Below are 26,893 nucleotides of genomic sequence, written 5' to 3'. Positions count from 1 at the left end.
GACCACATAATGAGACCGAATATTCACCTAAAGCGCTAAATCTACTTTTTGTAAGTTCCCACTTTGAGTTGCTTAACGGTTTACTACCGTTTGCATGCGGCACCCTAAACTATTTCACAACTCGCGTTATCACTGAGTTTGTGAGCTATTTAACAGTTTGTAATAACCATTACTTTTACTCCTCAAACTTATTTAGTCAAAAAAGTTATTAGCAATGAGAACTGTTTTCATTTACAATTGCGTTATAGTTAATTAAGCGCAAAATCTTTTGCAATAAAGCAAAAGACACGCAGTCAGAATAAATGAAGAGGCTTTATGTACGTTTGTCTTTGTCACGGCATTACTGATACCCAAATTAGAGAAGCAGTCAGCAAGCATGGCGACAGCTCTTTAGCTGACGTTAAAAAGCGCTTAGGTGTGGCTGATCAATGTGGTAAATGTTCGCGTATGGCAACTAACATCATTAAAGCTCAAGTGGATGTTGAACCAAACTTCTACGAAGTTGCATAAGGTCTAACACTACCTTATTCAAGCAGATTTCATATCAATAAAATTCATAAAAAAATGCAGCCTAAGGGCTGCATTTTTTTATCTCGAGAAAGTCGCTCAATGATTCACTATCATTGAGCTTATAGTCTTACTCAGTCGTTTCAACTTCTGTTTCAGTTGCTTGGTTACCTAACTCGATTTGCACACTATCAACGCGTTGAAGACCTCTAGGTAATTTAGCGCCTCGACGGCCTCTTTCACCGCGGTAATGCTCAAGATCAGATGGTTTCAAGGTCAACTTACGTTTACCAGCCCACAAGGTCACTGAGGCATCTTCAGGGATAATATCTAAATGGATGAGTAACTCTTCACGGCTCTTCGAACGATCCGTCGGAATACCTATAATTTTATTACCTTTACCTTTCGATAATTGCGGTAAAGCATCCACATCAAATATCAGCATTCTGCCTTCATTGGTAATCGCAATAATAGACTGTGTTACGCCTTTATTAACAAGTTTAGGCATTAGCGATTGCGCATTTGCAGGGAGACTTAACAAAGCTTTACCGGCTTTATTTCGGCTCACCATGTCTGCATACGAACCAATAAAGCCATAACCGGCATCACTAGCTAATAAATAACATTGCGAGTCTGTGCCAAGTAGTACATGACGCATAACTGCACCTGGCGATAAATTAAATCGAGTGGTAATTGGCTCACCCTGACTTCTCGCAGAAGGTAAAGTATGGGTATCTGTAGCAAAAGCCCGCCCAGTCGAATCAATGAATACGCTCGGTTGGTTACTCTTACCGCTCGCACTGCATAAGAATGCATCACCTGATTTGTAATTGAGTGCTTCACCGTCGACATCGTGACCTTTAGCACAACGCACCCAGCCTTTTTCAGATAACACAACAGTCACAGACTCAGCAGGCGTCAATTCTTGCTCTGTTAATGCTTTAGATTCTATACGCTCAATGATAGGTGAACGTCTATCATCACCAAACGTTTCACCGTCTTGAATCAGTTCTTTTTTAACTAATGTTTTTAAACGTCGCTCAGATCCTAAAATTAACTCTAGTTTGTCACGCTCAGCAGCCAACTCTTCTTGTTCAGCTTTAATTTTAAATTCTTCAAGTTTAGCTAGATGGCGAAGTTTTAAATCTAAAATGGCTTCAGCTTGCTTTTCTGATAACGCAAAGCGAGACATTAACTCCGCTTTGGGTTCATCATGAAAACGAATAATCTCGATGACTTCATCGATATTCAAAAACGCAATCATTAATGCATCAAGAATATGTAGTCGAGCGAGTACTTTATCGAGCCTGAATTGCAAGCGACGAGTGACTGTCGAAATACGATAGGTTAACCACTCAGTTAATAGCTCTTTTAAGCCTTTCACTTTTGGACGGCCATCAAGACCCAGTACATTCAAGTTAACTCGGAAGCTTTTCTCAAGATCGGTAGTGGCAAATAAATGCGCCATCAACTGATCACAATCAACGCGATTTGAGCGAGGAACAATCACTAACCTTACCGGGTTTTCATGATCTGATTCATCTCGTAAATCCGCAACCATAGGCAGCTTTTTAGCCTGCATTTGATTCGCGATTTGTTCTAGAATTTTACCACTGCCAGCTTGATGAGGTAGTGCACTGATAACGATTTCACCGTTATCATTATCGTATACTGCACGCATTTTGATAGAGCCACGACCGGTTTCATAGATTTTGGCAATATCTTTACTTGGTGTGATGATTTCTGCATAGGTTGGGTAATCAGGCCCCGGAACAAACTCCATTAAGCGCGCTAAATCAGCCTTAGGATTTTCCAGTAACGCCACACAAGCCGAAACTAATTCTCTGGCATTATGTGGCGGAATATCGGTTGCCATACCTACTGCAATACCCGTGATACCGTTTAATAAGATATGAGGTAAACGAGCGGGTAGTGACTTAGGCTCTTTCATTGTGCCATCAAAGTTAACACCCCAATCAACCGTACCTTGACCTAACTCTGATAATAGCACTTCCGAAAACTTTGACAGTTTTGCTTCGGTATAACGCATTGCAGCAAATGATTTAGGATCGTCCGGTGCACCCCAGTTTCCTTGACCGTCAACTAACGGGTAGCGATAGGAGAAGGGTTGTGCCATTAACACCATTGCTTCATAACATGCACTATCACCATGTGGGTGATATTTACCTAACACATCGCCGACTGTACGGGCTGATTTCTTATGTTTAGATTGAGCGGATAATCCTAACTCGCTCATGGCATAGATAATACGACGTTGAACCGGTTTTAAACCATCGCCAATATGCGGCAAAGCGCGATCCATGATCACGTACATTGAATAGTTTAAATAAGCCTCTTCAGTAAAGCGGCGCAGAGGCATTTGCTCTACACCATCGAGGCTTAATTCAATCGCATCACTCATTATTTCGTATCCTGTGATTGTTCTGTCGCTTTATAAAATAAGCGATAAATATTGCCCTTTAAGTCATCAGAGATGAACATTGCACCATCAGGCGCATTAATCAGGTCATAAGGTCTAGCAACGGGAAATTCTCCGTCTAAAAAGCTTACCACTCTTTCACGCTTAATAACTTGGTCGTCATCAAGAGTTAGCATCACAACCTGATAGCCAATCTTACTCGAGCGATTCCAAGAGCCATTTTCGGCAACAAAAAGTTGGTTATGGTAACGCTCAGGAAATAACTTGCCTGAATAAAAAAGTAAGCTGGTTGGCTTAACATGTGCGGGGAGTTCAAACTCAGGCGTTGTTACGTTTAAGTTATCAGGCTTTTTAAAAGCAGGTTCAGCGACATCGGTTCCATGTACATAAGGAAAACCAAAGTGGCTACCTTTAACATCGATGCGGTTAATCTCATCGGCCGGCATATTGTCGCCCATCCAATTTCGGCCTTGATCAGCAAACCATAATTGTTTGGTACTCGGTGCCCAATCAAAACCGATAACTCGACGTAAGCCAGAAGCAACTTGTTCTGTATCGCCAGAATCAAGGTCGATGGCAAGCATACTGCCAAAAGGAGCTGGCGCTTCACAGACGTTACACGGAGAGCCGATTGAGATGTAAAGGCGACCGTCAGGACCAAATTTCATGCCACGAGCATGTTTACGCTCTACACTCGGTAGGCCCGAGTACACTTCCTTAGGGCGTCCAGGTCGGCGCAATCGATTCTCAATATCTGGGTATCGAAGGATGCGATCTTCATCGGCAACATACAAATCGCCCTGATGAAAAGCAATGGCTTCAGGATACTCTAAACCTTTACCGATTAAATATCGCTTATTCACCTGACCGTCATTATCTGAATCGACCAAGGCATAGATAGTGCCACTCTTTTTAGAGCCAACAAATAACGTGCCTTGGCTACCAATTGCCATCTGTTTAGCGTCGCCTAAATCAGAAGCATATAAAGTGAGTCCAAATCCTTTGGTAACAGTAATCATCATAGGATCGGCAGCAAAAGCTTTTGCTGCAGCAAATTGAGCCAATGCGAACACTGATATCATTTTCAGCGCATTTGACACCAACTTTGTATCCATTTTAATTATTATTTTCGACATTATATTTATTCTTTTGCCCTATTTTAGCGCCGCATCAATTAGCTAACATAATCCTTGTTGGCTTATAGCTCTGCTAAGTCACCCTTCGACTCTAACCAAACTCTACGGTCTGGCGAACGTTTCTTAGCAAGTAACATATCCATTAATGCCATGGTGTCTTCATTATCATCAATTGTGAGTTGCACTAGACGGCGAGTATTCGGATCCATTGTTGTTTCTCTTAATTGCAACGGATTCATTTCACCCAGACCTTTAAAGCGAGTCACTTGGACTTTGCCTTTTTTCTTTTCTGCAACAATTCTGTCTAATATACCGTTTTTTTCGTCTTCATCTAAGGCATAAAAGACTTCTTTGCCTAAATCGATACGGAATAATGGCGGCATAGCAATATAAACATGACCTTTCTCAACAAGAACTCGGTAATGCTTCATAAATAACGCACACAACAAAGTCGCAATGTGAAGTCCATCAGAATCCGCATCCGCAAGAATACAAATCTTACCGTAACGTAACTCAGAAATATCCTCACTGTCAGGATCACAGCCAATTGCAACTGATATATCATGTACTTCTTGTGACGCTAATACTTGCGAAGCATCTACTTCCCAGGTATTTAAGATCTTACCTCGTAGCGGCATGATAGCTTGAAACTCTCTGTCTCGAGCCTGTTTTGCACTACCGCCTGCCGAATCACCCTCCACTAGGAATAACTCACCACGCATTGGGTCTTGGCCACTACAGTCGGTCAACTTACCCGGCAACGCTGGGCCTGAAGTGACTTTTTTACGAGCGACTTTTTTGGCAGCTTTTAAGCGGCGCTGGGCATTGCTAATACACAACTCAGCGAGTAACTCAGCTTGTTCAGTATTCGAGTTCAACCATAATGCAAACGCATCACGAACAATCCCAGAAACAAATGCCGAGCTTTGGCGGCTCGATAGTTTCTCTTTTGTTTGCCCTGAAAATTGTGGGTCTTGCATCTTTATCGATAAAATAAAAGACGCTTTATCCCAAATGTCTTCAGGAGATAATTTAAGCCCACGCGGGACAAGGTTTCTGAATTCACAGAATTCACGCATTGATTCTAATAAACCTTGTCTAAAGCCATTTACATGGGTACCACCTAAAGGTGTAGGAATAAGGTTAACATAGCTTTCATAAATGCTATCCCCGCCTTCTGGTAACCAAGTAATAGCCCATTCAGCAGCTTCAATTTTGCCTGTGAAGCTGCCAATAAATGGCTCTTGTGGTAAAAGAACCGAATCTTTAACCGCTTCTTTCAAATAATCGGTTAATCCACTCTCATAAAACCATTCATTCACTTCACCATTTTGCTTGTTAGTGAATTTAATTCTTAAGCCTGGGCAAAGTACTGCCTTTGCACGTAATTGATATAAGAGTTTGGTAATAGAGAAATTGCCAGAGTCAAAATAGCTAGCATCTGGCCAGAAATGAACACGGGTACCCGTATTACGGCGACCACAAGTGCCTGTGACAGTGAGGTCTTCAACTTTTTCTCCGTTCTCAAATGCCATTTCATAAACTTGAGCATCACGTCTAACACTGATTTCAACTCGGGTTGATAAGGCGTTGACAACAGAAATACCAACACCATGCAAACCACCCGAAAATTGATAGTTTTTATTAGAAAACTTACCACCGGCATGGAGCTTCGTTAGAATCAACTCGACACCTGGGATCCCTTCTTCTGGGTGAATATCGACAGGCATACCACGACCATCATCGGTCACCTCTAATGAGTTGTCAGTATGCAAAATCACATCAATTTTAGAAGCATGACCCGCTAAAGCCTCGTCGACACTGTTATCAATGACCTCTTGGCCTAAATGGTTTGGTCGGGTGGTATCAGTGTACATACCTGGACGGCGTTTTACTGGGTCGAGTCCATTAAGAACCTCGATTGCATCAGAAGTGTATTGATTGGTCATAGTCCACACATTTGGTCAATTATCAGCCCAACATATGGGGCTAATATAAAAACTGTTTAAGAAATTTTTAAAAAGTCACAAATCTTATCTAGCTGATTTTTATAGCCAATAAAACTGTGGTCACCGCCTGGCTCTAAATGAAGCTCGCAACAGTGATATTTCGTTAATGCTTGACGATAATCTAACACTTCATCGCCAGTTTGCAAAAATACTAGAAAACGGTCGGGATGTTTAATGACTTCGGTATTGAATTCAGCCACATCATTTTTATGCTCAGGCAGCACTTGATAGTGCTCATCAGTATAAGGGTTATATTGCGGTCCAAGAAACTCATCGAATAACTCAAATGGTGTGACAGCAGGATTAATCAGCACTGCTTTACCACCATATTTTTCAGCTAAATAACTCGCAAAATAGCCACCCAATGAGGACCCAATAAACCACAAAGACTCTCCTTCGTTTATTGCTTGTTCCACAATACCACATAACAAGGCCATCGCGGCTTTTGGCGATGAAGGAAGTTGAGGTTGAATAAATGATAAATCTGGAAAACAGCGCTGTATATAGTGTGCCGTTTCGATTGCTTTGTCAGACTGAGGAGAACTATTAAATCCATGTATATAGAGAAGCATATTTCCTCTCGCAGTGATTAACCTGAAAATGCAGCAGCATTCGCTTATACATCAGGTTACAACATGAATCGTTAACGTTTAATAACCGCTAGCATCATTGTCTGGTGAGAATTTTTCGCCCGCTACCCGATGTACTTGAGTCTGAATGCTACCATTGCTAGCAAGCTCCAGCAAACGATAGCCTGGTTGAAGGCCATCTAGAGCGAAGTAAGAGGATTTCGGTTTAAATTGTATACAGGTTGAGGGGGTGGCCATTAATTGCATTGGACCAAATTCACCTTGATATTCTGTATCAATAGACTGGTGTACGTGTCCCCATAGTAGCCCTTTAACTTGGGGGTACTTGGCCATTCTTTCCAAAAACTGCTCACCGTTCGCCATACAGTGTTGATCAAGCCAGCTGCACTTAACCAAAATGGGATTATGATGCATCACAAGTAATACATGCTTATTAGGCTCTGCTTTTATAGCAGCATCAATAAGTTCAAATTCTTGTTCAGCAAGATAACCACCAGGCTTGCCACGCACAGTAGAGTCCAACATTAATATTTGCCAGTTTCCAGCCAACACTCGTTGCTGGCCAAATAAATGTGGCCCTTGCATATGCAAGCTCATCAAGCGTGGATCATCATGATTGCCGGGTAAATAATGGCAAGGGATATTGAGCGCAGCGATGTCTCTAGAAAAGTGTTGGTAAGACTGTGGAGAGTAATCTTGGCTAATATCGCCAGTGGCTAACACTATATCAGCAGAATATTGGGAGGCCAAATATGTGTCTAGTACTGCTTGGAAACTGGCAGCCGTACTCACCCCTAACAACTTTGCTTCAGGATCTGCAAATAAGTGCGGGTCAGTAACTTGAATAAGTCGCACGACATCCGTTTCTGCAATTGAATAAGACACTGGCTGTTTAAGCACTAATTAATCCCAACATAAATTAATGTATTAGAGTACTGATAGACTGATATCTTTAGGACGACACCCAATCTTCAATAACTCCTCCAGAAATGCATTAACTTGATACTTCTCATCCGTTTGATGCATATGTACATTTGGATAATCATACACTGCTTTCAGTCGATAAATCTGTTGACTAGTTAACACTTCTGCTAATTGAGCATCATGATAGACTCGCACACAAGCTTTAGGTGTGGTAAGGAAATCACTGTTGGGCAAATGGCGTGAAATTTCAATTAATTGAGTATACTTAGTGTTTTCAAGTAATGTGACGTGGAGTTGTCCAAACTGCCCAGCAATAATCCAAGGAGTATTTAAATCGGCATCTTCAGGAAGCCACTTTAGAATTAAGGCATAGTTGCGCCCGCACAGTGCCAAAAACGCACTGACATTAGGCTGATACTTCTCTTTTTCACTCACATGGCTCACTGGGTTCTCTCTTTTAATATCAATAGCTATTTCGCAATAGTTAAGGTAAATCTGTTTTGCAGGACATTAGACTGTTAAATTTTATCTATATTGAGTGCTAACCACTGCAAACCAATCACAGTAGACGCATTATCAATTCGACCTGAGTTAACCATTTCCATAGCGGCATCAACATCAACAACATGTACTTTGATGTCTTCATGTTCATAGTCTAAACCATGAATGCCTTTAGCTTTAGAAGCATCAACTTTAGCCCAATAAAAATGAAAACGCTCAGATGAACCACCCGGAGTCGCTAAGTAACTGTTTACAAGATTGACTTCGGAAGCTGTTAAACCGGTTTCTTCTAATAACTCACGCTCAGCCACTTCACTTGGTACTTCATCGGCAGCAATCATACCTGCCACGAGTTCAAGAAGCCAAACAGAATTAGTTGTTGCTAATGCAGGTAGACGTATTTGTTCAATTAATACGACTTGTCGTCTAACAGGATCATACGGTAGCACGACAACAGCATGCCCACGCTCAAAAACCTCTCGGCTGACCTCTTCACTCCAACCACCAGCAAATAACTTATGCTTAAATCGATACTCATCCAGTTGAAAGAAACCTTTATATAAGGTCTTTGTTGAAATTATTTCAACATCAGTAGATGCGTTAAACTGTTCTATTATCTCAGTATCTTTCATATTTTTTCTTACAGTTTGTAAGCCCTTTGAAATATTTTATCGAGTATATTAGCCAATGTTGATTTTTGATATTTGCTAAAGTCATTATTGGTATTGCAATGGTAGTTTCCTATACTATAAGCAGCATGAAATAGATAAAATTCACCATAAAAAATACCAATAGCTGAGTATTGTATTTAACCATGTAAGGTGAAAAAAGTCTGTTACAACTTGAAAGTTGATATTTAGCTTAAAGATGATAGTCTTTTTATCATATACACTAGATACATAGCGGGATTGCACAAAGTTTTAAGTGGATCACAAACACACAAAGCTATCTTGCTCACATAGTCAATCTGTGCACAACAAAGTTAATATTTCCTCCAGGTTAGGAGGCCATGTCTAAAAGGGCAGCAAATGAAATTTAAAATACGTTCTTTATACGCAGCGCTAACATTAGCGGTTGCTGCACCTGCAGCTAATGCCGATGATTTACTCCAAATTTATCAGCAAGCGCTTACAAGCGATACAATTGTATTGCAAGCACAATCTCAACGTGATGCATTATACGAAACGATTGAAGAAAACCGTGCTCCTTTATTACCTACCATCAGTGCTAACGTAGGTTACTCTAAAGCATGGAATGATTCAGAAGGTTCGCCTACCGAAAAGCCTGAAGGTTTTACTGGTGGTTTAACCCTTAACCAAGTCATTTACGATCACAGTGCATGGGTTGGCTTAGACCTTGCTGAAATGGCTGCATCACAAGCTGATTCAGCTTACGCATCGGCATTACAATCATTAATTATTCGTGTAACGACTGCTTATTTTGATGTATTAACCGCAAAAGATAACTATGAATTCCAAGGCGCAGAAAAACGCGCAATTGAGCGTCAGCTTGAGCAAACTAAACAACGTTTTGCTGTAGGCCTTACCGCAATTACTGATGTGCATGAAGCGCAAGCTCAATACGATTTAGCTTCAGCAACTGAAATTCTTGCAGAAAACACATTAGCAAACAGCTATGAAGCATTACGTGAAATCACGGGAATAGATCATAAATCGATTAATACCCTTGATACCAACCGATTCTCTGCTGGTGCACCAAGTCCAACCACCTCTTCAGAGTGGTTAACCATGGCTGAAACCAATAGTATTGATTTGATGACTCAACGCATTGGCCGTGATATCGCGAGCAAAACGATTGAGTTATATAAAGCAGGCCATATGCCATCGCTTAATTTAGGTGCGGGTTACACTAAAGGTTTTGAGCAAAGCCCTGGTGCGGATTACGATAATGCCAACATTGCAGTGACATTAAGTGTACCGATTTTTGAAGGCTTTAAAGTATCTTCACAAGTGAAACAAGCGCAGTACCAATACGTTGAAGCTAGTGAGAAGCTAGAGCAGGTTCACCGTGGTGTTGTAAAAGATGTACGCAATAACTTTAACAACGTTGGTGCATCAATCAGTTCAATCCGTGCTTACGAGCAATCAGTGATTTCTTCTGAAAGTGCATTAAAAGCAACTCAAGCTGGTTTTGAAGTAGGTACACGTACTATTGTTGACGTACTCAACCGTACACGTGATTTATATGATTCAAAACGTCAGTTATCTGATGCGCGATACGGTTACATCAATTCAATCTTAGCGCTTAAACAAGCTGCTGGTACCTTAAGTGAAGATGACATCATTGCTATCAATAATGGCTTAATCGCACAATAATTGATGTTATTGTTGGATTGTTAAGCATAAAAAAAACCGCCATATGGCGGTTTTTTTTTGCTTATTTCAACCTACATTGACGGCTAATTAGAATGCCAATTCAACACCGGCAAAAGCACCTTTAAATGACATGTTTTGAGTTGTGCTAGAGAAGTCATCAACGTCAAAGTTAAACTCGCGGTAACCCACACGAACAGCTGTATCAAGTGCAACACCATCAAACTTCCAACCAAGGCCTGCGTTGTAGTCGTATACACTCGTTTCATCAACACCTAACATCACGTCAGCAAAGGCATACAAACCTAAACCAGGAACACCGACTTCAGCGCTGGCATAAACCATTACGATGCCGCTATCTACGTCTACTTCTTCTGGATGACCAGGATCTTGAACACGCAAAGAGCCATGCATTTGTTTGTATGCGGCACCTAAGTCTAACGCGACTAAATCGTTATCTAAGATTTCGTAATAAAGTACAAAGTCAGTATTACTTAAATCATTATAAACTGTAGTGTCAGAGTCAAACTGGTGACCATTAAACATAAAGTTTGAATCGATTTGGCTTCCTTTCCCTTCTAGACGGTTTTCACGAATTTTGACATTCGGCACTAAAGGAATTGGATGCTCAAAGGCAATCCATAAACTACCTTGAGACTTAGACTCGTAGTTATACGTTTGTGCTACACCATCATCGCTGTTGAATGAACCACTGGTATCAGCATCCCAGTAATCACCACCAACTTTAAAACCAACAACAGTAGCTGCATGAGCAGAAGAAATGCTCAACATACCTAATAAGGCAGTGGCAAGAAGTGTCTTTTTCATCATTATCCCTGAGAGAGTAAGTTAGTTAAATCAATCACCGCGGCATTTGCACGCGATATATAGTTGGCCATCACTAACGAGTGGTTAGCCACCAATCCAAATCCATCACCGTTTAAAACCATTGGGCTCCATACGGTTTGCTGAGTTGCTTCGAGTTCACGAATTATCTGACGTAAGCTCACCTCAGCATTTTTCTTTTCCAGCACATCGGCAAAATCAACTTCGATGGCTTTCATAAAGTTTAATAACGCCCAAGCAGAACCACGGCTTTCATACAACACATCATCAATTTTCCACCAGCTTGTTTTTATTTCTAAGCTCGCCATTGATGACGTTGATTGTCTTGCTGCGGTATCACCAGCTAAATCGGTATTCAATCTATCTTGACCAACACTGGCAGATAAACGTTGTGACATACTGCCTAAACGCTTTTGCACTTCTTTAAGCCACTCGTTTAAATTATCTGCACGGGCATAAAACTGGGCATTACTGTTTTCAGTATCACTGATTTTAGCGCGATAAAGTTTCAATAGTTTTATGGCTTCACGATATTCACTTTCAGCACTCGGCACTAACCAGCTAGTATGCTCAATATTCAGTTTTGAATGAGCCGCAAGTAAGTCTGCATCTGCCGTTGATTGTGATTGCGAACGACTGAACTCCTTACGCATAATTAAGGCCAAATCACGAGATTGCTCTAATGCGCCAAACTCGAATGCTGGCATATTATCCATCATCACAGAGGGTGGCATAATATCATTGGATAACCAGCCACCTGGTTTGTCCAATAAGGTTTCCATGGTTGAAATTAATGACGATGTGGTCGCATAACCAACAACATCTTCACCGCGCTCATTTTGCAGTACTTCTGGTTCAAGAATATCAGGCTCGATACTCCACCAAACCGAGATAACGTATCCGATTAAAAAGATAAACCCGACTACGCCAATGACTTTATTCCTTGTTACTTGCATCAATACAACTCCTTAATGATGATGGTGATGATGGCTTTCTTGGGATTCATTACTCGCCTTTTTCTCAACCGTCAGTTCAACTTGTAGTAGTTCGCCATTTTTAAAAACCAATTCTAACGGGACTGTATCCCCTACTTTCAAAGGCTCTGAGAGTGATAACAGCATGATATGATCACCAGAGGCCTGTAATGACAAGGTGCCATGAGACGGGATCTCGAACCCTTCTACCTGACGCATTTTTACCATGCCATTTTCTTCAATTAACGTATGAAGCTGAGCTTCTTTTGCCACTGGTGTATTCACAGCGACTAATGTGATTGCTTTGTCAGTATGGTTCATTAATGTCATGTATGCTGCGGTATTTGGCACACTTGCAGGCATAGCTCTTACATGACCATCACTTAACATTATTCCAGCAAAAGCCGAAAAAGAAAACGTGGTTAAAACTAAAAAACTAAACAGTTGTTTGAATATTGCTTTCAATGTCTTAAACTCCATTTACACCCTACTCGCGTCCATAAGGAAAACAACGAATGAGCCAGATTCAGGTTAAGGATGATCAAGGCGTACGTATTATCAGTTTTAATCGTCCAGAAAAACGTAATGCCTTTAATCTTAAAATGTACCAACAGCTTACAGAATACCTGATCCAAGGTGAGAGCGACAATGACATTCGTGCCTTTATGTTGCGTGGTGAAGACAAATGTTTCACATCAGGTAATGATATTGCCGATTTCCTTGCCAGCGGCGAGCTAAACGACAGTCATCCTACGGTACAATTCTTACATTGCTTACTCACGCTCAAAAAACCAATTGTTGCTGCTGTATCTGGAGCAGCTGTCGGGATTGGCACAACCATGCTGCTACATTGTGATCTCGTTTACGCTGATAACAGTGCTAAATTTCAGTTACCGTTTGTGAATTTAGCGTTAGTCCCAGAAGCGGCCTCGAGTTTACTTTTACCTTTGATTGTTGGCCAGCAAAAAGCGGCAGAGTTGCTCTTATTAGGCGAAAGTTTTACCGCAGAGACAGCGTATGAGCTCAATATCATCAATCGTGTGGTTGAACAGTCGGATTTAGATAACTTTGTGTTAAGCCAAGCTAAAAAGTTAGCGGCTAAGCCACCATTGGCCATGCAAGCATCTAAAAAGTTACTACGATACAATCAAGCAGAAGTGAAACAGCAAATGCTTACTGAGCTTGAGTTATTTAGTGAAAGGTTAAAAAGTGATGAAGCGAAAGCCTGCTTCCAAGCATTTTTATCCCGCTAATCAGTTCGGGCCATTAAGTCGGCTCATCTAAAACCTGCTTGGTAATCAACTGACGAAGCAAATAATCTCAGCTAGGGGCGGTGATGACTATCACTGTCCCTTACATTAATAGCGAGACTGTTGCTGACTTACGATAATGGCAGCGATAAAGTAACCTATTAGGCCAACAGTTGGACTTAAAAAAATAGCGATAAACGTTAATACACGCGTCCACATGACAGACCAACCGAATTGTTTTGCTACCGAAAGGCATGCGCCGCACACTAATCGTTTTTTAGCTTTCAAATAGTTCTCTACATCTGACATGTTCATTCTTTTTCTCCTACTAAACCAGCTTGGTTAAATTCTGCTGAGATAGCATCTACATGGCTAAATTGGTACCGCTGCAACCCGCAAATCAAAAGTGAACACACAATAAAACTGATTACGGGAAGCAGAAGAAGTGAAATCAACGGATCTGCTAAATGAAATATCATCATTAAATCCATGAATTAGTCCTCGTTACTGGCTAATACTGATTCCGCATTTTCTTCCTGTGCTGACTCAGCTAATTCTAGTGAGCTATTTAAAGCAAACACTTGCTCAGCGATTTGACTATGCAGTGACAATACAATTTCTTGTTTCGCTGTTTGCAGCATTTCTGTTGCAGTTTCACTGATTCGAGTTTCTAACGCATGAATCACATCGGCACTGTTCAAATCGTTTGCTTGTGCTCCCATACTTGCTGTTGCAAGCAGTGCAACCAAAGCTGCTTTTTTCATGACACTTTTTGCTGATGAAGTTGCATTAGTGTTTGCCGATAATAATGAACCAGTTGTATTTGTAGTTGAGTTAAACATGATGTCTTCCTTTTCATTTGTTGGGTACACCATGGTTATTACAAGCTGCGTGCCAAGTTTTAAAATATTTTTTAACACCTGATTTATAAGAGTTTTTATAAAAAACTTTCTAATCGACTAAAAAGCGCATTGAGCATTTTTTAAACTATTAGTATTTTTAACCACTAAAATAGTGAAATTAGCTAAAACTTAATTAGCCAAATAACAGTCACAAAAAAAGCGCCCTATAAAGACGCTTTTAAAAGTTAATTTAGCTCGACAGCCGCATCATGTTAGCGATACTAATAGCCTAGATGCCAATGCAAGATAATCATTCACAACTATCAAAGGTTGTTGTTAGGATAAAAGGTCACATCAGCAGGTGGGCGGCTTTGCTCCATTCTTGCCACTGCGTCCCAAATAACCGAGACACCAGCACCAGCTTTATGAGCATTCTCACTTAAATGTCTGCGCCATCCTCTTGAGCCAGGTAAACCTTGAAATAAACCAATCATATGACGAGTGATATGATTTAACCGTCCGCCTTGCGCTAAATGTTGCTCAATATAAGGCATCATTTGTTCAATAACCTGCTCACGGGTAATGACGGGGTTATCATCACCATAGATAACTTGGTCAACCTTAGCGAGTAAATAAGGGTTCTGATATGCCTCACGGCCTATCATCACACCATCTAATTGCTCTAGGTGCGTTAACGAATCTTCTAAGGTTTTTACACCGCCGTTAATACTGATATTCAAATCGACATAATCACGCTTTAACTGGTACACACGTTCATAATTAAGTTCCGGTATTTCCCGGTTCTCTTTTGGGCTTAATCCTTGTAACCACGCTTTTCGAGCATGCACAATAAAGGTATCGCAGCCAACCGCTTTTACCGTATCAACAAAATCAGTGAGAAATTGATAACTGTCTTGCTCATCGATACCGATTCGAGTTTTAACCGTTACAGGGATATCAGCAACTTGCTTCATCGCATCAACACACTCAGCCACAAGTTGTGGCTCGCCCATTAAGCAGGCACCAAAACGGCCATTTTGGACTCGATCAGAAGGACAACCCACGTTGAGGTTAATCTCATCATAGCCGCGCTCAAACGCTAACTTGGCGCACGTAGCCAAGTCTTTTGGATTTGAACCGCCCAATTGAAGCGCGACAGGATGCTCTTCTTCGTTATACGCCAAGTAATCGCCTTGACCATGAATAATTGCACCTGTGGTGACCATCTCGGTATACAGCACGGTATTCGCTGACATCAACCGAGCAAAATAGCGATAATGTCTATCAGTCCAATCAAGCATTGGGGCAACCGAGATTACAGGGGATGAGCTCTTGTTCGAAATCAATTTTAAACCTCTTAAATATCAACAGCTTAAAGTTGATAAATCTTCTTAAAACAAAATATGTTTGTGACGTATTTTACGCTATTCGTCGGTTTCAGGGGATCTAAAAGCCACTTTAGGGGATCTAAAAAATCACTTAAAGAGGATTCCAAATCCAAGACTAACCATGGAAAAGACATCAATGGCCTATTATACCATTAGTAAAAAGTTAAGAAAAAAAGAATCAGTTTATCTTGCAAGAGTCAGATCTAAAGAGTCCGGGGTGGTCACCTTTTCAAAAAGCAAAACATTTCACTCTAAAGTGGCAGCAACTCGTTGGGCGAGAGAAATTATTCACAAAATTGAAAATAATTTCAGCAATCAAAACTTCGATCTTATCGACTGTACCTTTGATGAGTTAATAGATAAATATGTCCAGCGTAAACAAAAATCAAACAAACCAATGGGACGCTCTGCTTTTATGGCATTACGCCAAATACGAACCTACCCCATAGCCAGATTATTAGTCAGTAAAATAACAGCGTCAGACATTGTTGATTTTTGCTTAGACCGAAAAAACAGCCCTAGCTCTCCTTCTCCCCAAACCCTCTCAGTCGATATTAGTTGTATAAGAAAAGTATTTCGCATCGCAAAATCCATGTTTAACATTAATATTGACGATAAGCCTATTATCGATGCGTACCCAGCGCTGCACGATCTTAAGCTCATAGCACGGAGCAATAAACGAGAAAGAAGACTAGTAAATGATGAGCTATCACAATTAATTACAGCACTAAAAGATAAGGAGAACCATCATTGTTGTTCAATTGCCTATCATGATGTTTTTCTTATATCCGTATTAACCTGCTGTCGAATCAACGAGGTGTGTCGATTAAGGTGGGAAGATCTTAATATGGTAAACAAAACCATTATTGTTAGAGAGCGTAAGAACCCCAACGGTTCACAAAACAATAATACGATTCTGCCGCTCCTAGGTGAATCTTTCGACATCATCACAAATCAACCTAAAGTCGATGAACGCATATTTCCCTATAACCCACGCTCAATTACGGCGGGCTTCAGAAAGACCGTTAAAAAACTCGGGTTAGAAAATTTACGTTATCACGATTTACGCAGAGAAGGCGCTAGTCGCTTAATAGAGCATGGATTAAGCATTGAAGAAACAGCGCGAATTACAGGACATAAAGATTTAAAAGTCCTCTGGCAGGTTTACATTTCGATTCAACCAGAACATTTCAATAATTTTCGTAAAAAAAACTTAAAAATAATTAGCTCCTAATTTTCATGCAGTTATGTACGACCTTTTAAAAGCAAACCTAATCGAAATTTATCTATCAAGCTGAGTTAGCGAACAATAGTCGAACTATTAACTAACTCAGGGTATTGAAGATGGCCTATTTTGAAATAAAAGAAGAACTAACTAAAGGGAAAGTAAAGTACGCTGTTCGAGTAAGAGAGAAGAATAAACATGCCCCTATACCCTCAAAGTCCAAAAAATTTGATAATAGACAGCATGCTGAGTCTTGGGCGATAAAAACCAAACTTGAGCTGGAGAATGCTTGCTCCACAGGATATAGAAAGCCAAAAGTGTTAAACAACACAAACATACTATTCAGTAACGTTCAGGAACAACCATTAACTTCTTCATCTACTCTATTTGAGTATATGGAGGTTTATATGGAGCACCAAAAAACGATTCCTAACCCAATATCAAAAACAGGTCTCGGTAGCCTTAACATTGTAAAACAACACGATTTAGCAATGGTACCCATTAACGAAATTACATTTGAGGATCTACAAACATTTTGCATGGAACGCCTAATCAGTTGTAGCCCATCGACTATAGCTGTTGATATCAGCAGTATTATGCGATTGATACGAGAAGTCGCAACCCTTAAGGGCATAAACATCAGTGATCAAGTTGTTAGACAATACTATAGTCAGCTAAAAAGAGACGGCTTAATTGCCGACAGTAATGTGCGAACTAGAAGACTAGAAAAAGGTGAGCTTTTCGGCATATTGAAAAAGTTTTTTAGCTACGATAAAAAAACGAAAATTAAAAATAACTATCCCGCAATCGTTTTACTAAGCATATACACAACATTAAGAATTTCCGAGCTAATGGCATTAACTTGGGACTGTATTGATTTTAATAATAAAGAAATCAAAATCATAAAAGGGAAAAACACGAAACGTGGTAGCAACAATGTCCCTCGTAAAGTCCCTATGCAAGCTGTAGCAGCCAATTTATTGCAAAAAATAAAACCGCAACATGCCACTGGTGATATGTTGATTTTTAACATTAAAGCTAAATCATTTTCGTCAATTTTTCCTAGAGTCATTAATGCAATAGGTATTGTTGACCTACAACTGCGTGACTTAAGACGAGAGGGAGTCTCAATATTATTGGAAAAAGGATTATCTGTAGAGCAAGTGGCATTATTTACTGGTCACCGAGATTATAAGATGATTCAAAACATTTATAACCAAATGCGCTCAGAAAATATCCTTAGAAATAATGGCATGATATAGCTCACCTCATTCACCTTAGGCATTATTTGCTCTTTGCTTGATATTATAGTCATAGCAAGGAGCAAGCTTTCTTACTCCAGTCAATAATCAGCATATTTTGCCTCTAACGTTTCTAGTTAATAACGACCATTTAACTATTAACGAGAAACATCCATGGACCAACATAAGCAGTTTACTCAAAAGACGAATAAGTTAGCCCACCTATTAGAAAAGCTAACAACTGTGGTGAACTCAGAAGCGCAGTATCAGGACATTAATATTTATGAAGATGATATAGAACTTGAAATACTTAAATTTCAAATTAAACAGCACCTGAGTCGTCAAGGGGTGCAAGAGTCGGATATTAAACTGGCAACTGATTTTGTTAACCAGTACATAAACGACAGATAATTTCCTAGTGGGGGTCTTAGTTAATGGCGAGGACATCAACGCTAGGAATTGCAATGAACAAGTCACAAACACAACTTATACGGGTCTATAAACGTCAATCTAAATCGCCATGGGATGATCACAGCACAGTATTGCTACTGGCAGACCATCAACTTGAGAATAATGAGGTTCAAGTAAGCTTTAATAAATACATTTATTTACATCGAAATGTACAAGGCCAAATGATAGGCATCAGTATCAGCAAATCGCTACTTGAAGAAAATGCTGAGCTCGAGAGTCAATATCTGACAGGTATTGAGGCTTATATGATGCTATTGATTTACATCGACGATATTGCTGCTTTTTGTGAACGGTTCAGAAATGAATTTAAGAGTATTTTTGGGGTATATCCGCATTATTACTTCGAAACAGCTGAGCAATGTTGGTCTGATTTGATTATTGCTGCTGACGCACTGTAATCGCCATCTAGCGAACCCAATAGGGTTCGCTTTTCTCTTAAAGGTTTCATGTCTTTTACTCGCCCAATTAACCGTGGGTTCTTTAACCGTCGAAAATTCCCCCAGTCGCAACCTAGTTAATGGTGAGGCCACAAACCATTAATTAGGAGCTATATATGGACCAATCTATGATTTTTCGTTTACATCCCAAGTCTAGAGGTATTGAAAGCTGTTCATTTTTACTATTAGCAAACACTGACAGTACCAATGAACCATCAAGATTATGTTTTTCTCGATACATCTATCTTAATGTCGATGCTGAGTGGAACATGTTGGGGATTAACATTAGTAATTCCATTCTGGATGAGTACGCTGATGTCGGCGAACAATACTTAACAGGAATTGATATGTTAAAGGTACTAATAATGTACAAAGACGAGATAGCCACGTTCTGTGAGTTGCACTGTACTCAATTTTCAAAAATCTTTGGTTTATGCCCAACAGATTACTTTGAATTTGCGACACCAGTCTGGGCAGAACATGTTAATGCATTAGAGTAATGCTATTGGCAACCAACTAACGAATCCTTCTGGGTTCGTTTTTTAGTCTGGGTAGTAGCGGTTAACTCACAGGGTACTCACTTAGATTTTATCTCGTTTAGTGGCATAAATGAGCCTGCTCTCTAACACGTTTCTGGACACAAATGAGTTAAGCATAGACTCTAGACCTTGATGCTTTGATTAGGAAAAGTATGGCAATCGTATGCACGATAACTCCCCATTAAGGGGAAATTTGTAAATTGGCTAAAATATTGAGCTGAACGAAAATAGCCAACTGTTAATTGTGATTTCCCCCCTTCAATGGCTTGCTATAAGTACAAGCAACTGAATCATTGCCCATAAACCTAGAGTAACTGGGACGACAATTTCAATAATTAGCTTTAAATAGATCATTCTGTACAACCAACTAAGTTTATTGGTTATTTCCCAATCAGCGGCAGAAAGAGCGTCAGCTTGCATATCATTTTTATCTTGCTCGTTAACCTCGTCAGGAATATTTGCAAAATCGGTTTCATCGAACGCGTGAGAGTAGCGCGTTAGCATGATCTTTTTAGCCGATACTATTTTGAAAAATGGATGTATCCATTTAGCAACTTCAACAGCCGCATTAGAAATGAAATGTAGAAAAAAATAAGCTAAAACCGCTAGAAGAAACCAACCGATAATACCTTGTTGAGAAGTGGTAAAACTTACACCAAGTAGCGCAAGTTTTGAAGGTAACTCTCCAGTAAGCCCTATAAATAAGCAAATACCAGATAGAAGTAAGCTATTACGCCTTAATACTTTTGTTTCGTCAGAAAATGGACTGTCGTAAATAGAAAACTTATCGCTCATTTACACTCCTTGTTTAAATTAAACACCCAAACTATGTGTACTTATAACGCCGCAATTTACTGACGTAGTGGGATGGCGGCGATATGCTTAGATATCACTGAGCTCTCGCCTCATTTGATTTAGTAGAGTTTTAGAATGTTCTTGTATTCCGTTAGCTAACTTAGCTGCTTTTAGTTGAAAAGCTTCTGTTTTCTCATTTTGCTGATTCAAAACTATCTCAGTGAAGTTTTTCATATAGTCATTTGAGCAATCCATTGTCTCTTGAGTAAGCTGTTCTATACGATCAAATGTTTCGAGCATTTCATCTGTTGCAATCAATTTCAGGCGATTAGATTCACTTTTTAATTTGAGGACATCTTTTAAGCTATCTTGCATTAAACTGGAAACCTGTGAACTAAACCAGCCAATAACCTGCCTCTCTTTTTCTTTGTCTCCGGCCTCTGTAGCGGCTAGATAGTTTTGAAGGTACTCATCAAATATTGGTTGCATACGCTGGGGCATTTCTATTTGATTTTTCTTGCCATAACTATCCAAATCGGTAACGTATTTAGCATATTCGGTTGCTTTTAGATCAAATATCTTTAGTCGCCTATCTGCTCGATACCTTAGATCTTGTTCCAATTGTTTTAAGTTTCTTTCATGCCTCTGTTTGTTGAAATATGCAAAGCACGCCCACAAGACATTAACAATTCCAAAGACCCATGCATAGAATTCAGGGCTTTCCTGTATCAATTGATAGATTGATTGCATAACTTCCCTTTAGGCATAACAGCTTATTTAATAGCAGCATGATAACGTTCTTGGCTGCTTGCTCCGTCAGGTAAAACTATCATCTACAACCCATTGTTGCAAAAGGATTATTTTTTACTTCGTTAAGAAAAATACTCATAATTGTCAGGAAAAAAGGTTCGGGGGGGGGGTGAGATCTCTACAACACTTTTTTAGCTAAACTTAACCCGCTGATATTATGGAAAAAATAAAATTCATCTGTGTTATCGATGCGTAAAACGCATAGGCATTGCATCTTTATTAAACAATAAACTTCAAATTTAGTCATAACTATACAAGGTCACAGCTTAATCGTAAGGGGGAATCTTCTTGTGAATAACCAAGTCTAGATGCAGCTGCGAGCTTCCAAAAATGGAACTTTTTGGCAGAGTCTACAGGGATTGTACTCGCGTCGACTCACAGAAGTATCCGCACATTACCTCACCGCGGGCGATAGATAACAATGAAGGACAAAGTTAAAACCACATTTCCCAATACCAACAACTTATATAGAAAATGTAATCAGTCTTCATTCGAAGACTAATTTAGACCCCTGACATGTTTCTGGACAGAAATGAGCAAGAGTATTGAGTACAAGAACCTTGTGTTGATTAGTAAAACGGACCTTCTCAACATTGAACACTTATTATTTAATACTGACTAAATAATATTTTGAACAACGAAAGTCTTTAAATCAAATGACCAAGAATTAGATGTACATTAATTTTCTAACATTATTTTATCAACTTTATTCTTGAGTTCTGTTCTCCTGAGGTACTGATTGAAGTCTCCATGTTCTTCGTTGAATTCATCATTAATAATATCTATCCACATCTCTCTTTTTGATTTATGTAACTTTCTTAAGCAATCGTTCATTTTTACAAAACCAGCCTCAATATCCTCAATGTTTTTACCCTTTTCATCCAATAATGCTAAATAGCAAACAAAATTAAAATGCCAAACGGGGTTGTGTGGATCAGTATCAACAGCTTTAACAGCAACCTTAAGAGCATCTTCAACCCTACTTTTTCGCTTATAAATATAACCTAAAAGCCCATAACTTGTGGCTTTGTCATGGTGATCCGATAATAAAGATGAAGCAGTTTTAAGTCTTTCAATGGCTCTGTCCATGTCTGCAATTAAAGATCTAAAGGCTTCTTTTTCAATATCAGCATCAGATACTTCTTTACGTTGTTCTTTGTATTTTTTTCTTATATCTATTATGCTTTTATCTAGTTTATCTAAAGCTTCTAATCCTTTAGCTAAAAGCTCTGATCCTGATAAATTATTAATATTTTTTACTATAGAATTTTGGATTTCCTCAACATCATCCAGCTTTTTGCTATTTTCTTTGAGTTGGGAGTCTAATAATTTAAACGCTAAACTTGCTACAACTTTAGTTCCCAAAAAACCACATATTCCGGCAAGACCTATTAATTTGAGCGCATCACTAACAAATTTGCTTACATTAGCAGAGTGTAAATTGACCTCGCCGAGATCCAAGTTAACAAAATCCATTAAAAAAGGAATACCAATTAATGCAGCTGCAAACCCTATTGCAGCTTTTCTGTAAATTTCCTGTTTCTCATCTTCATTTACCCATCTAATTAATCGATAAAATAATGTGTTTTTTAAATTTCTGTTACTGATTTTCTCTTTTTGTTCTTTACCTGATTCATCATTGAAGTGATGAAAATTAATCATTCCACCTAAACATCCGCCTAAATAGATTAAAGAAAAAACAAATGCTAGCGCAGTACTAGGACTTTCTTGAATTTTAGACACTTTAGCTATATCTAAAATTGCATTAGCACAGACTTCATCAAGTCCTATATGCCTTGCTTCTTTTAACTGCTCAATACATTCGGCCGCAATTTCTTTATATTGAAGTATTTCTATAATTGGAAATTGTGAACTATAAAAAAATAATCCAACTATTAGAGATATTGTTGCTAAATGAAAAAACATTTTATTTCCCTATTAAATTGGTTTGACATCTGAAATTTCGAAATAGTCGAAAATGACTTGATAATTATCACACCCACCCGGCTTACCATCACCTACATCCTTATTTAAATGCTTACCATTTTTGCATAATTCATCATTTAGATCTGTTCTAAATAGCTTACCAACACTGGATAGCATTGTTATAACTTCCCTATCTGGCAGAATAATTCCTCCGTAGCTTTTAGGACCTGATGAAATAAATGTATATTTTGGACTTACTTTATCAATAAATTCCTTTCTAGAAGAAGTCATGCTACCGTGATGAGCAGCAATAAGAACATCAACATTAAGCTTTTTATCACAACATTTTATTAATGCCCATTCTGCAGAATTTGGCAAGATAGGATTATTAGGCGTAGCTCGCTTGCCTGCTTCAATATCACCAGTAAGTAAGATACTTCTACTTGGTGTATCAATTCTTACAACAAGTGAATTATCATTTGTATTTTTACTGTTGGAAGAGGCATATAGTATTTCAAACTTAAGTTTTGGAGAAATATTAGCTTTCAATATATCCCTAATACTATGGGTATGTTCAAAGTTCACATAACCTTCTTCTACGCATCTATGTAAAAGTTTATTATTCCTTTCATGGTCAAGCATATAAATGGAAGATTTTGATTTTGATAAATCTAACAATAACTTACTGTAAGTACAGGATGGATACTTCTGCCCAGTTAATATGATTGACTCAAATTCATACTCATTTAGTAAATCCTTTATATAAGAAATATGATCCTCATGTGGGTGACTAATAAATAAATAATCTATACTTTTCAAATTAGGATAATGCTTTTTTAAAAAATATAACGTCCTATTTTTAGCCTTATCATCACCACTTCCAGCATCATACAAAAAAGTTCCATTATGAGTATCTGTACCAAAAATAGATAAACCTGTACCGACATCAATTACGTTAAGTTGAAACTCATACAGTTCTTCAATCGGCTTATTTTTGATAACTGAAGCATGAACATAACCAAAATTACCATTAATGTTGGTTATTTTTACCCAGTCACCAACATACGATTTTATTGAGTATGGTTCATTAGGGGTGAGCAAAAATTGTACATCCGATTGAACATTTGGGTTTTTCCTAACTTTTAATGGCCTATCGCTTTCAGCAGGAATAGTGTTTAACGAAAAAAAAGTGAAAAATATCAATAAAAAGAGCTTAAAAAACCTTAAATCCATTACAGTTCCAATTTTTATGTATTAATTTCAATAGGTATAATATATGAATTAGAAGATAAAACCTTTCATACGACCGATTTTTTGTTATAATCAGAATCTAAGTATTATTACTGATTAGATAAGGAATTAATATGGATCTAAGACCAACTATCTGATGTAAAAGTAAAGTACTGAAAACTTGTTATTTTCAGTACTTTTACAATATATTTAAGCTAATTAACTGATATAACTATAAAATAATGCATTGCAGGCTTAAATAGCTTACTTGTATGATTTGTATTTATCCTGAATCTCACCAAACCAATCTTTAATCTCCATGTTAATATAAAAACTGTTGTCACTACCACCTCTGTTTGCGAACCCAAAGCTGAAGTTATTGTAAATATGGAACATAAGTCCATGTCCGATTGAATTACCCTCAACTCGATCGGAGTAAACCGAAGCCAATGAAATCCCCCAAGGAATATCTGCATCCCAACGATTAAACCCTCCCCATTCTACTGCTAAACCTAATTTATCTTTATCACCCGATTGCTCTGCAGAAAAGTGTTCAATTACGAGGCTTGGGTGAAGCAAAAAATATTGGTAATTGGGAGGGAAATTAAGGTTTCTACCATCAGTTAATGTTTCACTATAGATCCAAGATGTAAATAAAATATCTATTGGAAATTGAAATCTTGAGTTATCGCTAAACTTATCCCAAGCTGCACTTTTTTTCCTGATGCCTTTCAATGACTCATCAGAGTAATTACTTCGAATAAAGTGATTAGGAATACGCGAAATACGTCCTATATCTGAAAATAACTCCTTACAAGACTGATACTCAAGTGAAACACAATGCTGTTCTATTACTTTACTGTCAGAGATCTCAGGCAACTTATTTAATTTAGGCCCACTAAAGCCATAGCTATTTCCTACTTGATATGCTGCTGTAAGCTCATATGTATTCATTTGTAAATCATTAGTGAAGCTATACTCAGACCAAAATAATTTTGAGTCTTTCACTTTGGGAAAAATACTTTCTGGAAATGAAGAAGCGTAAAGATTAATGACTTCTAACCTTGTTAGTTCAGCAAATCCACCAGTCAAATAATCCATATCCTTAATAGCCCGTACATCATCTTTATTCATTGCTTCACAGGTATTTTTAGCCAACAATAAAGATACATCGTATAGTTCTTTTAATGCTTTTTTTGGGGGGTTAACAGTTAAATTACAATCTATTACTGATTTACCTCCATCTACCGCCGCCACAAGAGGTGAGATAGATATAGATATTAAAATTGATATTATCCTAATAGCTTTCATACAGTATCCTTACTATTTTAGCCTTTGGCCTTTAGATTTTTCATTAAATCATAGGCTTCCTTTATTAATTCAAAAATTTCAATTGTTAACGTTACAAGCCTTTTAGTACTAGCCCCTTGATTTGTCTGTACTTCTAACTCCTTCAATGCTTTTTTTATTGTAGAATACTGGTCAGATATAGGACCTGAGATAGTTGTTTTTCTATATGCCGTTTTAGCTTTTTGAATTTGATTCATTCCAATATTAAATGAAGAAAACTCTGACAGAAAAACACCACCCACTTCTGGATCTGCCATATATTCAACCAAATCGTGTGGATTTACACTTAACTCACTATCATCAATTTTACGTATTTCATTTGTTCTAATAAGATCTCCAACTTGTGGGTCAACAGAGTAACGATTAAAAATAGTGAAGGGATCATATTGGTTATAAACAGGGTAAAAAAAATGACTAACACCATCATGTAAATTATTGTGGTCTCTAACAATCGAAGTATTTGGGTCTTCCAATCTTGTTAATAGATATGTAAGTCGAGATACATTTGCAATTGTCCAAAGGCCATCTATGGGGTAGTTTGAAAAACGAATATGATCTGCTCTATCTGGTTCTGAAGGTCTTAGGTATAGCTTAGTTAAAGAGTCATGTAATACCGAAGTGCCAAGACTATGGCCAACAATTATAACTTCTTTATAAGAATCAGGGTGGTCTTTTGCCTCCTTTAAAACAGAAAGAATTTTCTCCATACATCTAGCTAGAATAGTTTCCCTTAAAGTACCAAGCAAACAATAAAAAATAACATCTAACCAATGTGTATAAAGGGATTTGTCATCCTTTATTTTGCTTTGAAATGATATTAACCTTTGTAAAAAATAAGGCCCAGCCGCCATGTATTCAGTTAAAAACTCCGCCTCATCAGAAATTTCCAGTCTTTTTTTGTCAAAATACTCAGAATAGTTGAACTCTTGAAATTCAAACTCTTTATCAGGTTCAAAACCTGTAAGCTCTAAATAAGAAGCCGATTCACTCAAGCCTTTTTTAAACTCTTTCGTAATATTACCAGTTGGGTGAGTTCCCATTCCATGAATGAGAAGAACAATAGGTTTATTCTTCATAAACTTTTCCTTGTTTTTAGTTTTCATTACTACAAGGAAACCAATGAAAACAA

General features: G+C 38.4%; 28 protein-coding genes. 8 read left to right on the top strand and 20 right to left on the bottom strand.

The window, feature by feature from the left end; genetic code table 11:
* Positions 1-315 precede the first annotated feature (315 nt).
* Positions 316-510 (top strand): bacterioferritin-associated ferredoxin, encoded by a 195-nt coding sequence (locus tag A9267_RS12720; RefSeq protein ID WP_055023428.1) that lies wholly within the window; start codon positions 316-318, stop codon positions 508-510.
* 127 nt (positions 511-637) lie between these two features.
* Here A9267_RS12720 and parC read toward each other — a convergent pair whose 3' ends face one another.
* The 7 genes from parC to nudF all read right to left on the bottom strand — a co-directional run bounded on the left by parC (position 638) and on the right by nudF (position 8,739).
* Positions 638-2,929: a DNA topoisomerase IV subunit A gene (gene parC, locus A9267_RS12715; RefSeq protein WP_065109423.1), complete on the bottom strand. Its 2,292-nt coding sequence runs from the start codon at positions 2,927-2,929 to the stop codon at positions 638-640.
* Positions 2,929-4,029, bottom strand: coding sequence for a PQQ-dependent sugar dehydrogenase (locus A9267_RS12710; RefSeq protein ID WP_055023611.1), 1,101 nt, complete (start codon positions 4,027-4,029; stop codon positions 2,929-2,931). The genes parC and A9267_RS12710 overlap by 1 nt, the downstream gene beginning before the upstream one ends.
* A 116-nt stretch (positions 4,030-4,145) precedes the next feature.
* Positions 4,146-6,032, bottom strand: coding sequence for a DNA topoisomerase IV subunit B (gene parE, locus A9267_RS12705; RefSeq protein ID WP_065109422.1), 1,887 nt, complete (start codon positions 6,030-6,032; stop codon positions 4,146-4,148).
* A gap of 56 nt (positions 6,033-6,088) precedes the next feature.
* Positions 6,089-6,664, bottom strand: coding sequence for a YqiA/YcfP family alpha/beta fold hydrolase (locus tag A9267_RS12700; protein WP_065109421.1), 576 nt, complete (start codon positions 6,662-6,664; stop codon positions 6,089-6,091).
* Between the two features lie 78 nt (positions 6,665-6,742).
* Entirely contained in the window at positions 6,743-7,582 is an 840-nt protein-coding gene (gene cpdA / locus A9267_RS12695; protein WP_065109420.1) for a 3',5'-cyclic-AMP phosphodiesterase, read from the bottom strand.
* Positions 7,583-7,609: 27 nt separating this feature from the next.
* The gene (locus A9267_RS12690) at positions 7,610-8,050 is read right to left on the bottom strand and encodes a DUF1249 domain-containing protein (protein ID WP_065109419.1); all 441 of its coding nucleotides are present in this window, start codon (positions 8,048-8,050) and stop codon (positions 7,610-7,612) included.
* 74 nt (positions 8,051-8,124) lie between these two features.
* Entirely contained in the window at positions 8,125-8,739 is a 615-nt protein-coding gene (gene nudF / locus A9267_RS12685; RefSeq protein WP_065109418.1) for an ADP-ribose diphosphatase, read from the bottom strand.
* A 396-nt stretch (positions 8,740-9,135) separates the two neighbouring features.
* On the opposite strand from nudF, the gene tolC reads away from it, so the two are divergent.
* Positions 9,136-10,443, top strand: a complete 1,308-nt coding sequence (gene tolC, locus A9267_RS12680) for an outer membrane channel protein TolC (protein WP_065109417.1) — start codon at positions 9,136-9,138, stop codon at positions 10,441-10,443.
* An 87-nt stretch (positions 10,444-10,530) separates the two neighbouring features.
* On the opposite strand, the gene A9267_RS12675 is transcribed toward tolC, so the two are convergent.
* The 3 genes from A9267_RS12675 to A9267_RS12665 are packed head-to-tail and all read right to left on the bottom strand — an operon-like array spanning position 10,531 to position 12,740.
* Positions 10,531-11,268 carry a TIGR04219 family outer membrane beta-barrel protein gene (locus A9267_RS12675; protein WP_065109416.1) on the bottom strand — a complete coding sequence of 246 codons (738 nt, stop codon included), beginning with the start codon at positions 11,266-11,268 and terminating at the stop codon, positions 10,531-10,533.
* 2 nt (positions 11,269-11,270) lie between these two features.
* Complete coding sequence (locus A9267_RS12670; RefSeq protein WP_055023437.1) at positions 11,271-12,242, bottom strand: DUF2333 family protein; 972 nt, start codon at positions 12,240-12,242, stop codon at positions 11,271-11,273.
* Between the two features lie 12 nt (positions 12,243-12,254).
* Positions 12,255-12,740 (bottom strand): copper chaperone PCu(A)C, encoded by a 486-nt coding sequence (locus A9267_RS12665; protein ID WP_065109415.1) that lies wholly within the window; start codon positions 12,738-12,740, stop codon positions 12,255-12,257.
* Positions 12,741-12,775: 35 nt separating this feature from the next.
* Here A9267_RS12665 and A9267_RS12660 point away from each other — a divergent pair, with 35 nt between their 5' ends.
* The gene (locus A9267_RS12660) at positions 12,776-13,513 is read left to right on the top strand and encodes an enoyl-CoA hydratase (protein WP_055023439.1); all 738 of its coding nucleotides are present in this window, start codon (positions 12,776-12,778) and stop codon (positions 13,511-13,513) included.
* Between the two features lie 105 nt (positions 13,514-13,618).
* On the opposite strand, the gene A9267_RS12655 is transcribed toward A9267_RS12660, so the two are convergent.
* The 4 genes from A9267_RS12655 to dusA form a co-directional block, all read right to left on the bottom strand.
* Positions 13,619-13,825, bottom strand: coding sequence for a PspC domain-containing protein (locus tag A9267_RS12655; protein WP_055023440.1), 207 nt, complete (start codon positions 13,823-13,825; stop codon positions 13,619-13,621).
* Positions 13,822-14,001: a hypothetical protein gene (locus tag A9267_RS12650; RefSeq protein ID WP_055023441.1), complete on the bottom strand. Its 180-nt coding sequence runs from the start codon at positions 13,999-14,001 to the stop codon at positions 13,822-13,824. The genes A9267_RS12655 and A9267_RS12650 overlap by 4 nt, the downstream gene beginning before the upstream one ends.
* A 3-nt stretch (positions 14,002-14,004) precedes the next feature.
* Entirely contained in the window at positions 14,005-14,352 is a 348-nt protein-coding gene (locus A9267_RS12645; protein WP_065109414.1) for a hypothetical protein, read from the bottom strand.
* Positions 14,353-14,675: 323 nt separating this feature from the next.
* Positions 14,676-15,695: a tRNA dihydrouridine(20/20a) synthase DusA gene (dusA, locus tag A9267_RS12640; protein WP_065109579.1), complete on the bottom strand. Its 1,020-nt coding sequence runs from the start codon at positions 15,693-15,695 to the stop codon at positions 14,676-14,678.
* A gap of 166 nt (positions 15,696-15,861) precedes the next feature.
* Here dusA and A9267_RS12635 point away from each other — a divergent pair, with 166 nt between their 5' ends.
* From A9267_RS12635 to A9267_RS12615, 5 genes are all read left to right on the top strand, one after another.
* Positions 15,862-16,974 (top strand): tyrosine-type recombinase/integrase, encoded by a 1,113-nt coding sequence (locus A9267_RS12635; RefSeq protein WP_231919108.1) that lies wholly within the window; start codon positions 15,862-15,864, stop codon positions 16,972-16,974.
* 110 nt (positions 16,975-17,084) lie between these two features.
* Entirely contained in the window at positions 17,085-18,227 is a 1,143-nt protein-coding gene (locus A9267_RS12630) for a tyrosine-type recombinase/integrase (protein WP_065109412.1), read from the top strand.
* 153 nt (positions 18,228-18,380) lie between these two features.
* The gene (locus A9267_RS12625; protein ID WP_065109411.1) at positions 18,381-18,617 is read left to right on the top strand and encodes a hypothetical protein; all 237 of its coding nucleotides are present in this window, start codon (positions 18,381-18,383) and stop codon (positions 18,615-18,617) included.
* A gap of 53 nt (positions 18,618-18,670) precedes the next feature.
* A complete protein-coding gene (locus tag A9267_RS12620; protein WP_065109410.1) occupies positions 18,671-19,075 on the top strand; it encodes a hypothetical protein in 405 nt (134 codons plus the stop codon).
* Positions 19,076-19,230: 155 nt separating this feature from the next.
* Positions 19,231-19,614, top strand: coding sequence for a hypothetical protein (locus A9267_RS12615; protein WP_065109409.1), 384 nt, complete (start codon positions 19,231-19,233; stop codon positions 19,612-19,614).
* A gap of 297 nt (positions 19,615-19,911) precedes the next feature.
* On the opposite strand, the gene A9267_RS12610 is transcribed toward A9267_RS12615, so the two are convergent.
* From A9267_RS12610 to A9267_RS12585, 6 genes are all read right to left on the bottom strand, one after another.
* Positions 19,912-20,448, bottom strand: coding sequence for a hypothetical protein (locus tag A9267_RS12610; RefSeq protein WP_065109408.1), 537 nt, complete (start codon positions 20,446-20,448; stop codon positions 19,912-19,914).
* An 87-nt stretch (positions 20,449-20,535) separates the two neighbouring features.
* Positions 20,536-21,198, bottom strand: a complete 663-nt coding sequence (locus tag A9267_RS12605; RefSeq protein ID WP_065109407.1) for a hypothetical protein — start codon at positions 21,196-21,198, stop codon at positions 20,536-20,538.
* 738 nt (positions 21,199-21,936) lie between these two features.
* Positions 21,937-23,184, bottom strand: coding sequence for a tetratricopeptide repeat protein (locus tag A9267_RS12600; RefSeq protein ID WP_065109406.1), 1,248 nt, complete (start codon positions 23,182-23,184; stop codon positions 21,937-21,939).
* Between the two features lie 12 nt (positions 23,185-23,196).
* On the bottom strand, positions 23,197-24,417 hold the full coding sequence (locus A9267_RS12595; RefSeq protein WP_065109405.1) for an MBL fold metallo-hydrolase: 1,221 nt from the start codon (positions 24,415-24,417) through the stop codon (positions 23,197-23,199).
* Between the two features lie 261 nt (positions 24,418-24,678).
* Complete coding sequence (locus tag A9267_RS12590) at positions 24,679-25,725, bottom strand: hypothetical protein (RefSeq protein ID WP_065109404.1); 1,047 nt, start codon at positions 25,723-25,725, stop codon at positions 24,679-24,681.
* 17 nt (positions 25,726-25,742) lie between these two features.
* Positions 25,743-26,840, bottom strand: coding sequence for a hypothetical protein (locus A9267_RS12585; protein WP_156669162.1), 1,098 nt, complete (start codon positions 26,838-26,840; stop codon positions 25,743-25,745).
* Between the last annotated feature and the right edge of the window lie 53 nt (positions 26,841-26,893).

It is taken from the genome of Shewanella sp. UCD-FRSSP16_17, assembly GCF_001675935.1.
GTDB lineage: Bacteria > Pseudomonadota > Gammaproteobacteria > Enterobacterales > Shewanellaceae > Shewanella > Shewanella japonica.
This window is presented reverse-complemented; position numbering and strand designations above follow the sequence as displayed.

Coding starts and splice junctions, on each gene's coding strand:
- A9267_RS12720 (WP_055023428.1), top strand. CDS start 316: ATGTACGTTTGTCTTTGTCACGGCATTACTGATACCCAAATTAGAGAA.
- parC (WP_065109423.1), bottom strand. CDS start 2,929: ATGAGTGATGCGATTGAATTAAGCCTCGATGGTGTAGAGCAAATGCCT.
- A9267_RS12710 (WP_055023611.1), bottom strand. CDS start 4,029: ATGATATCAGTGTTCGCATTGGCTCAATTTGCTGCAGCAAAAGCTTTT.
- parE (WP_065109422.1), bottom strand. CDS start 6,032: ATGACCAATCAATACACTTCTGATGCAATCGAGGTTCTTAATGGACTC.
- A9267_RS12700 (WP_065109421.1), bottom strand. CDS start 6,664: ATGCTTCTCTATATACATGGATTTAATAGTTCTCCTCAGTCTGACAAA.
- nudF (WP_065109418.1), bottom strand. CDS start 8,739: ATGAAAGATACTGAGATAATAGAACAGTTTAACGCATCTACTGATGTT.
- tolC (WP_065109417.1), top strand. CDS start 9,136: ATGAAATTTAAAATACGTTCTTTATACGCAGCGCTAACATTAGCGGTT.
- A9267_RS12675 (WP_065109416.1), bottom strand. CDS start 11,268: ATGAAAAAGACACTTCTTGCCACTGCCTTATTAGGTATGTTGAGCATT.
- A9267_RS12670 (WP_055023437.1), bottom strand. CDS start 12,242: ATGCAAGTAACAAGGAATAAAGTCATTGGCGTAGTCGGGTTTATCTTT.
- A9267_RS12665 (WP_065109415.1), bottom strand. CDS start 12,740: ATGGAGTTTAAGACATTGAAAGCAATATTCAAACAACTGTTTAGTTTT.
- A9267_RS12660 (WP_055023439.1), top strand. CDS start 12,776: ATGAGCCAGATTCAGGTTAAGGATGATCAAGGCGTACGTATTATCAGT.
- A9267_RS12655 (WP_055023440.1), bottom strand. CDS start 13,825: ATGAACATGTCAGATGTAGAGAACTATTTGAAAGCTAAAAAACGATTA.
- A9267_RS12650 (WP_055023441.1), bottom strand. CDS start 14,001: ATGGATTTAATGATGATATTTCATTTAGCAGATCCGTTGATTTCACTT.
- A9267_RS12645 (WP_065109414.1), bottom strand. CDS start 14,352: ATGTTTAACTCAACTACAAATACAACTGGTTCATTATTATCGGCAAAC.
- A9267_RS12635 (WP_231919108.1), top strand. CDS start 15,862: ATGGAAAAGACATCAATGGCCTATTATACCATTAGTAAAAAGTTAAGA.
- A9267_RS12630 (WP_065109412.1), top strand. CDS start 17,085: ATGGCCTATTTTGAAATAAAAGAAGAACTAACTAAAGGGAAAGTAAAG.
- A9267_RS12625 (WP_065109411.1), top strand. CDS start 18,381: ATGGACCAACATAAGCAGTTTACTCAAAAGACGAATAAGTTAGCCCAC.
- A9267_RS12620 (WP_065109410.1), top strand. CDS start 18,671: ATGAACAAGTCACAAACACAACTTATACGGGTCTATAAACGTCAATCT.
- A9267_RS12615 (WP_065109409.1), top strand. CDS start 19,231: ATGGACCAATCTATGATTTTTCGTTTACATCCCAAGTCTAGAGGTATT.
- A9267_RS12610 (WP_065109408.1), bottom strand. CDS start 20,448: ATGAGCGATAAGTTTTCTATTTACGACAGTCCATTTTCTGACGAAACA.
- A9267_RS12605 (WP_065109407.1), bottom strand. CDS start 21,198: ATGCAATCAATCTATCAATTGATACAGGAAAGCCCTGAATTCTATGCA.
- A9267_RS12600 (WP_065109406.1), bottom strand. CDS start 23,184: ATGTTTTTTCATTTAGCAACAATATCTCTAATAGTTGGATTATTTTTT.
- A9267_RS12595 (WP_065109405.1), bottom strand. CDS start 24,417: ATGGATTTAAGGTTTTTTAAGCTCTTTTTATTGATATTTTTCACTTTT.
- A9267_RS12590 (WP_065109404.1), bottom strand. CDS start 25,725: ATGAAAGCTATTAGGATAATATCAATTTTAATATCTATATCTATCTCA.
- A9267_RS12585 (WP_156669162.1), bottom strand. CDS start 26,840: ATGAAGAATAAACCTATTGTTCTTCTCATTCATGGAATGGGAACTCAC.